This window comes from Roseobacter sp. HKCCA2468, from assembly GCF_037805105.1.
GTDB lineage: Bacteria > Pseudomonadota > Alphaproteobacteria > Rhodobacterales > Rhodobacteraceae > M30B80.
The window spans coordinates 195,839-203,209 of sequence record NZ_JBBLYN010000004.1 but is presented as its reverse complement, the minus strand read 5'-3'; the positions used below and the strand labels follow the sequence as shown (position 1 = coordinate 203,209).

The 7,371-nt window shown below is 55.6% G+C and carries 6 protein-coding genes; 4 read left to right on the top strand and 2 right to left on the bottom strand.

The window, feature by feature from the left end; genetic code table 11:
• Nucleotides 1-97 precede the first annotated feature (97 nt).
• Nucleotides 98-742, bottom strand: coding sequence for an SGNH/GDSL hydrolase family protein (locus AAC620_RS10895; RefSeq protein ID WP_340244949.1), 645 nt, complete (start codon nt 740-742; stop codon nt 98-100).
• Between the two features lie 202 nt (nt 743-944).
• Here AAC620_RS10895 and AAC620_RS10890 point away from each other — a divergent pair, with 202 nt between their 5' ends.
• The 3 genes from AAC620_RS10890 (at nt 945) to AAC620_RS10880 (ending at nt 5,153) form a co-directional block, all read left to right on the top strand.
• Nucleotides 945-1,844 carry a glycerophosphodiester phosphodiesterase family protein gene (locus AAC620_RS10890; RefSeq protein ID WP_340244948.1) on the top strand — a complete coding sequence of 300 codons (900 nt, stop codon included), beginning with the start codon at nt 945-947 and terminating at the stop codon, nt 1,842-1,844.
• Nucleotides 1,845-2,096: 252 nt separating this feature from the next.
• Nucleotides 2,097-3,497: a uracil-xanthine permease family protein gene (locus AAC620_RS10885; protein ID WP_340244946.1), complete on the top strand. Its 1,401-nt coding sequence runs from the start codon at nt 2,097-2,099 to the stop codon at nt 3,495-3,497.
• Nucleotides 3,498-3,638: 141 nt separating this feature from the next.
• Nucleotides 3,639-5,153, top strand: a complete 1,515-nt coding sequence (locus AAC620_RS10880; protein ID WP_340244945.1) for a fused MFS/spermidine synthase — start codon at nt 3,639-3,641, stop codon at nt 5,151-5,153.
• Here AAC620_RS10880 and AAC620_RS10875 read toward each other — a convergent pair.
• Nucleotides 5,150-6,004, bottom strand: coding sequence for a shikimate dehydrogenase family protein (locus AAC620_RS10875; RefSeq protein WP_340244943.1), 855 nt, complete (start codon nt 6,002-6,004; stop codon nt 5,150-5,152). The two genes, AAC620_RS10880 and AAC620_RS10875, sit on opposite strands and share 4 nt — an antisense overlap.
• A 131-nt stretch (nt 6,005-6,135) precedes the next feature.
• Between AAC620_RS10875 and AAC620_RS10870 the strand changes: the two genes are divergently transcribed.
• Complete coding sequence (locus tag AAC620_RS10870; protein ID WP_317656629.1) at nt 6,136-7,356, top strand: MFS transporter; 1,221 nt, start codon at nt 6,136-6,138, stop codon at nt 7,354-7,356.
• The last annotated feature ends 15 nt before the right edge of the window (nt 7,357-7,371 follow it).

Below are 7,371 nucleotides of genomic sequence, written 5' to 3'. Positions count from 1 at the left end.
CCGATCCTTCGGCGTTGATCCACCAAATGCGCAGATGCGATGTGCCCCAATCTACAGCCAACCAATTCGATGTCATCGCGTCTCTCTTATCCGATAGTCAGTTTTGAATGGCTGCGAAAATCAGCTCAGCAATGCGGGGCATTTGCGTGGCCTCATAGTGGATGCCATCCACGGGTGAAACCGTCACCGCGCCTGTGAGATCGACCAAATCCACGCCCTCGCGTGCCGCCATTTCGGCCATGGCGGGCGATAGGCCCACTGATTTTGCAGCGCCGCCACGGAACATTTCCGTCAAAACCCCCCGTTCCTCAATCTGTGGAGGGCAGACCACAATCACCCGCGGGATACCACGCGCAGGCCCGCAGCCAGAGGTGCGGATGATACGCACGAGTTTACCCACAGATTGCGCAATATCGAAAGCATTGACCGAAAAGCGCGGCTTTAGGTCATTGGTGCCAAGTTTCACCACCACCGTATCAATTGGGCTGTGGCTTTCTAAAATCCCAAGTAATGCCGCCGCGCCATTCTTATGCGGCCCTTCCACCGGGTCATCATGCAAAGTCGTGCGACCGGGCAAGCCTTCATCAATCACGCGCCATGTGGCCCCAAGTTTTTGCGCCAAAAGGGTCGGCCATCTTTGCGCAAGGGAATAGCGCTCTGGCTGCCCAAGCACAGTTAAAGGCACAGTGCCATGGGTATTGGAGTCGCCAAAAAGCAAAAGGGTTTTGGGGTCTTGTTCCATCTCTTCCCTTTCCCGACTGGCCCTTAGACCAAGGGCACAAATGGCACGCCACAGCCTGCAAGGATGATACAGGCCAACAGAATGCGATAATGGGTCATGTGATCGTTACTTTCCTGTTTTACTGCGCGAAACAATAAGCGCCACTTGGCTGATTGCAAGCAATGGCTGCGGGGTGCTAGGCAAGAGGTAGGCGTTACAGGAAATGTCAGGGCGCGTGATGGGCGATGCAGCGGCAGATTTTCGCAAATTGTCAGGGCTGATCCGTATCGTTGGCCATCGGGGCGCGCGCGGTGTGTTTCCCGAAAATACAATGCTTGGTTTTGATTATACGCTGGCCGCAGGTGTGCCGTTGCTTGAGTTTGACGTGGTGCTGACGGGCGATGACATCCCCGTCATTACGCATAATCCCACGCTGCACGCCGCAACTTTTCGGGACGAAACAGGACAGTTCATCACCAATGAGATGCCAATCCGTGATTTGAGCTATGCTGATCTCTGTCGCTATGAGGTTGGTAAAATTGATGGGCAGAGCGCTTATGGCGCGGCCTTTCCCGATCAGGCGCAGGTTGACGGGCTACAGGTGCCGCGATTGGCCGATTTATGCGCCCTCATTTCGCGGCCTGAACACGCCGCGGCGCGTCTGCTTCTGGAGATGAAATCTGATCCCGTGCTTGCCCAAGATACCGCCGCGCGGGCGCATTTTGTTGCGGCAGTTTTGGATGTGATCCGTAGCGCCCATGTGGTTGGGCAGACCGTCTTGCACAGTTTTGATTGGGCCATTTTGGCGGAATGTAAGGCACAAGCGCCAGAAATCCCGCGGTCATATTTGTCGATTGCATCCCAGCCCCAGTTTCAATTGCCGCCCGATATTCCCGCTCATATCAAGGCGGAAGGTGGCGCGCTCTGGTGCCCGCATTTCGCGGATATCACCGCAGCAGATGTTGCCTATGCGCAAAGCCTAGATTTGGGCGTAGTTGTTTGGACGGTAAATCAAACCGCAGATATCGATCGCATGATTGATTTTGGGGTGGATGCGATCTGTTCCGACTATCCCGCCCGCGTGCAGCGCTGCTTGTCGGACAGGGGTTTGCGCTGGCAGTAAGGCCGAAAGCGCAATTTTCCCAATGATTTCAGCGCAAAAACCTGTGCCAGACCTTGTTTGTGACAGCTTTTTGTTTTTTTTGAAAATAAATCTTCAGTTTCTGATTTAGCCTGCGATTTGAGCCATGCCTTTTGGGTCATGGTCTGTCGTTCCGTCCACAGGTCGGGCGGCGCTAAGCGCGAAGCGCGAACATTCGATGAGACTTTGTCGGAGGAGGAGCCGCCAAAGCATCGAAAAGGGAGGGACTAGAAGATGTCAGACGCATCAATTGGAACGCCAGAGCAGCTGCGCGATCCGAATTACACGCCGCCTTTGACACAGGCGGTGCCACTTGGAATTCAACACGTTTTGGCGATGTTTGTCTCGAACGTAACACCCGCCATCATTGTTTGCGGTGCGGCTGGGTTTGGCTTCGGCTCAAACAGCCCTGATTTTCCGCAGATGATCTATATGATTCAAATGTCGATGTTCTTCGCGGGCATCGCCACTTTGTTCCAAACCATTGGATTTGGCCCTGTTGGCGCGCGGCTGCCGATTGTCCAAGGAACGAGCTTTGCCTTTATTCCGATCATGATCCCCTTGGTCGCCGGCAAGGGCGTTGACGCGATTGCCGTTTTGATGGGGGGCATTTTGGTCGGCGGCCTGTTTCACGCTTCGTTGGGCCTGTTCATTGGCCGCTTGCGCTTTGCCTTGCCGCCCTTGGTGACGGGCCTTGTGGTGACGATGATTGGTTTGGCACTTGTTAAGGTTGGCATCCAATATGCTGCGGGCGGTGTGCCTGCAATTGGAACCGAGGAATATGGGTCTAGTCTGAACTGGCTCATGGCAGGCACAGTGATCCTTGTGACCTTGGGGCTGAAATTCTTTGCGCGTGGGATGCTGTCTGTCTCGGCTGTTTTGGTTGGCCTTCTGGCGGGCTACGCGGTGGCCTTTGCCTTGGGCCAAGTGAATTTGGGCAATGTTGGCCGTGCAGCAAGCTTTGCGATGCCAAACCCGCTTCACTTTGGGTTAGAGTTTTCGGTTGCCGCAATTATCGGCTTTTGTGCCATGTCTTTTGTTTCCGCCGTGGAAACAGTGGGCGATGTGTCAGGGATCACCAAAGGGGGTGCGAACCGCGAAGCGACCGATAAGGAAATCCAAGGCGCGACTTTTGCCGATGGTCTGGGCACGGCTGTGTCTGGCTTGTTCGGGGCATTGCCGAACACATCCTTCTCACAGAATGTGGGCCTGATTGCGATGACGGGCGTGATGAGCCGCGCGGTTGTCACGATCGGCGCAATATTCCTTATCCTTTGTGGCTTGGTGCCAAAGGTGGGCGCGGTGATTTCCTCTGTGCCGATTGAGGTTTTGGGCGGTGGTGTGATCGTCATGTTCGGCATGGTTGTCGCTGCAGGCATCTCGATGCTGTCTGATGTGAATTGGAACCGCCGCAACATGGTGATTTTTGCGATTGCCTTGTCCTTGGGGCTTGGTTTGCAGCTTGAACCTGACGCACTGCAATATCTGCCAAGCACGATGAAAATCTTGGCAACCTCGGGCATTTTGCCTGCGGCCCTCATCGCGATTATCCTAAACCTCGTGCTGCCCGCAGAACTCAGTGCAGAATCCACGGAAGAGGTTTCTGGTGGCATGTCGGGAAAGAGCTCAAAATAAGCTCACAGGTGAGCATGACCTAAAACGCGAAGCGGCAGGGGAAACCTTGCCGCTTTTGCTTTATCTGGCTTGTGCCTTTGCAGGGCTGGTGTAAATTTTCCCCGATGGCGCGACAGTCAGTCTCAAGCGAGGTGCAATCGGGTGGCAGGCACAGGAAAATACCTTTGGATCATGGTGCTGCTGCAGGCGGCGATTTCCGCATCAAGCCTTGTTGTGGAAATTGTCGCAGGCCGCATGATTGCGCCCTATGTCGGGATGAGCCTCTACACATGGACAGCCATTATTGCCGTTGTTCTGGCGGGCTTTTCCGTGGGTCATTGGTGGGGCGGTCGCATCGCTGCGCATGACAGTCAAAAAGCATTGCGCCAAACTGCATGGACAATGGTTGCCGCCGCTTTGACCACCGCTGCGGCAAGTCTGATGTTGCGCGGGTTTGCAGGGCCGCTGATTGAGGCCTTCAACCATCCCCTCGCCGCCATCACCGCCCTAAGCATGGTCGCGTTTTTCCTACCTTCGCTATTTGCGGGCATCCCTGCGCCTGTTTTGACGGTTGTTGCCATGCGTGGTCACAGCCAGTCTGAACGCGTCTTGGGGGTTATGTTTGCAACTGGGGCGATTGGGGCGATTTTTGGCACTTTGCTTGCAGGGTTTTTCTTTGTTCCGCGCTTAGGCTCGATGACCACCTTGATGGTCATTGCTGTGATTTATGCCCTTGCGGCGGTCGTCTGCTTTGCGTTGGCACGGGTTAGAGGGCGCGATCTTGTTCTTGGCTTCGCGGCATGTTTGGCGCTTGTGGGGCTCGGCTATCAGACCCTCAGCCTGCCAGCGATTTGTGACGAGGAAAGCGAATATTTCTGTATCCGCACAGTGACCCTTTCTGATGCCGAGGGCGCGCGCGTTCATCTGATGGTTTTGGATCACCTTGCTCATGGCATCAGCGGCGAGGCGGAACCGCGCCAGATGCAAACCGATCATGCTGCAATGTTGGACGCGCTGCCGCGCATGCGGATGGGGGAGAAGGATTTCTCATCCTTCCATATCGGCGGCGGATCCTTTTCCGTCCCGCGGGGATGGGCCGCGCATGGTTTAGGGCAGATCACGGTGGCTGAGATAGACCCCGCCGTCACGCAGGTGGCGATTGATGATTTCTGGCTTCCTGCAGATCAGGTCACCGTGCTGCATGAAGACGCGCGTATGGCGCTGCGCAACACCCCCACGCGCTATGATGTGATCATTGGGGACGCTTTCACCGATATTGCCGTGCCCGAACATTTGATCACGCAGGAATTTTTTGAATTGGTTGCAAGCCGCCTGACGGATGGCGGGGTCTTTGCAATGAACTTGATCGACAATGTTGACCGCATGGATGCTTTAGCGGCGATGATTGTGACCTTGCAGGCGGTTTTCCCAAGTGTCGAAGTCTGGACAGAGGCGCGCGGGCCAAGCATGGGTGAGCGGCGGATTTTTGTTCTTCTGTGTGGCGAAACACCAAGTCCTGTCTCTCGCCTCACGGCGGGGTCGCCTGATCCAATGATCTTTCAACCTCTCGATGATGCTTTCGTGGCGCAGATTGTGGCTGATAAGCAGCCGCGCGTTCTGACAGATGACTATGCGCCGATTAGCGCCCTGATCGGGTTTGAGCCCATCTTGAATTAAGCTTGCAACAGCGCCGCGCGCAACGCGGCCTCATCCACGCTGCCGCCCGAAAAATGTGCCCATGCGTGCACGCCTTGATAAAAGAATAATTCCCACCCAGAAATGATTTCTAGACCAAGGGCCGCTGCATCTTTGAGGAACGGTGTCTCAAGTGGGGTATAGACCGCGTCAAACACCCATTTTGCCTCTCGCATATGCGCAGCCGGCAGCGGGGTGCCGCCATAGCCAACCATGCCAATGGGCGTTGCGTTCACAAGGCCCGTGATCTCAGGTGGCAGATTGGACACCCCGCGCATTGTTGTGACCTGCAATGTCGGAAAGCCACGCGCCAGATCACGCTTTAGGCCATCGGCCTTAGCCAAATCTGTATCAACCAGATGCAACGCGCTTGCCCCTAAATCTGCAAGGCCAAAGGCAATCGCGCGTCCCGCCCCACCTGACCCGATGATCAGCACCTCGCTTGGCGCGTCATCGCCCCGCGTGGCCTGATAGGCGGCCTTAAAGCCCGTGTAATCTGTGTTATAGCCAATGGGCCCTTGGGCCGTGAAAAGAACGGTGTTCACGGCCCCAACCGCGTCCAACACGGGATCGGCCAGTTGCACAAGTGGCACCACTTTTTCTTTATAGGGATAGGTGATGTTGAGCCCTGAATAGCCTTCAATTTGCGCGGTCTCAAAGACCTCATGAAAGGTTTCCTCGCGTTCAGGGGGGATCAAGAGATCATAGCTGACCGCGCGGGCGTTCAGGTGGCCTGCAATTTGGTGCAAACGCGGGGCGCTGGATTGTTTTATATTGTCACCGATCAGCCCCAATTTGAGCGGGGCTTGGTTTTGGGTCGGGCTTAAGGACATATCGCCTGGTCTTTCTCTTCGCGCGTGATTTGGCCATCTCGCCACGAATGGCGGGCAGATGCAACTTTTGTTGGCGCTCCTTTTGGAATGGCGATAGCGTTAGATTTGCGCGATGTGAACAGGTCTGATCCATGCAAAGCAATATTCACGATAGCGCCTATTCTTGGGGTAGGCTCGCCATCACCTTGGCGATTGCGATGATTGCTAATGTGGGCATGTGGGCCATCATCGTGATCATGCCTGCGGTTGAGGCGGAATTTGGATCGCTGCGCGCGGCCTCGTCCTTGCCCTACACGATGACGATGGTGGGGTTTGGCGCGGGCAATCTTTTGGTAGGGCGCTTGGTGGATCGTTTTGGTGTCACGATTGCCCTCTCTCTGGCAGCGGTCATGATCGCGGCAGGGTTCGCTCTCTCCACTCTTGCAAGCAGCATTTACACGCTGTCCCTGATCCATCTGATTTTGGGCCTTGGAACGGCCGCGGGCTTTGGCCCTTTATTGGCGGATATATCGCATTGGTTCTTGCGCCGCCGCGGGATTGCCGTGGCCTTGGTGGCTAGCGGCAATTACCTCTCTGGTGCGATTTGGCCGATGGTTCTTTCTGGGATTTTGGCCGAGGATGGATGGCGGGCTGTCTACCTCACCCTTGCAGTGATTGCGCTTGTGGGGATCATCCCGCTCTCATTCGCGTTGCGGCGCAAACTGCCAGAAACCGCCCATGCCCAGTCCGAGGCAATGTCGCGCGCCAAGGCAAATTCGGTTGGCCTGTCCTCGCGCCAGTTGCAATATCTGTTGGGCTTTGCAGGCGTGGCCTGCTGTGTGGCCATGTCGATGCCACAGGTGCATATCGTATCTTACTGCGTAGGCCTTGGATATGGCCCCGCGGTGGGGGCCGAGATGCTGTCTCTGATGCTTCTGGGTGGTGTGGTCAGCCGCATCATTTCAGGCTTAGTCGCTGATCGTTTGGGTGGTGTGCGCACACTCTTGATTGGGTCGGTTTTACAAATGACGGCGCTGTTTTTTTACCTGCCCTATGATGGGCTTGTGTCGCTTTATGTTGTCAGCTTGATTTTTGGTTTGGCACAGGGCGGTATTGTTCCGTCCTACGCCTTGATTGTGCGGGAATATATGCCCGCCCGCGAAGCAGGTCAGCGGGTTGGATTTGTGATCATGATGACGATTGTGGGCATGGCGCTTGGCGGTTGGATGTCGGGGTGGATTTTCGATGTAACAGGCAGCTATCAGATGGCATTCATCAACGGTATTTTGTGGAACGGGTTTAATGTGGCGATAATCGCGTGGCTTTTGACGCGCAGTCGCCGCCCGCAAGCCCCCGTTTTGGCCGCAGGCTAGGGGAGGAGGAGAGTT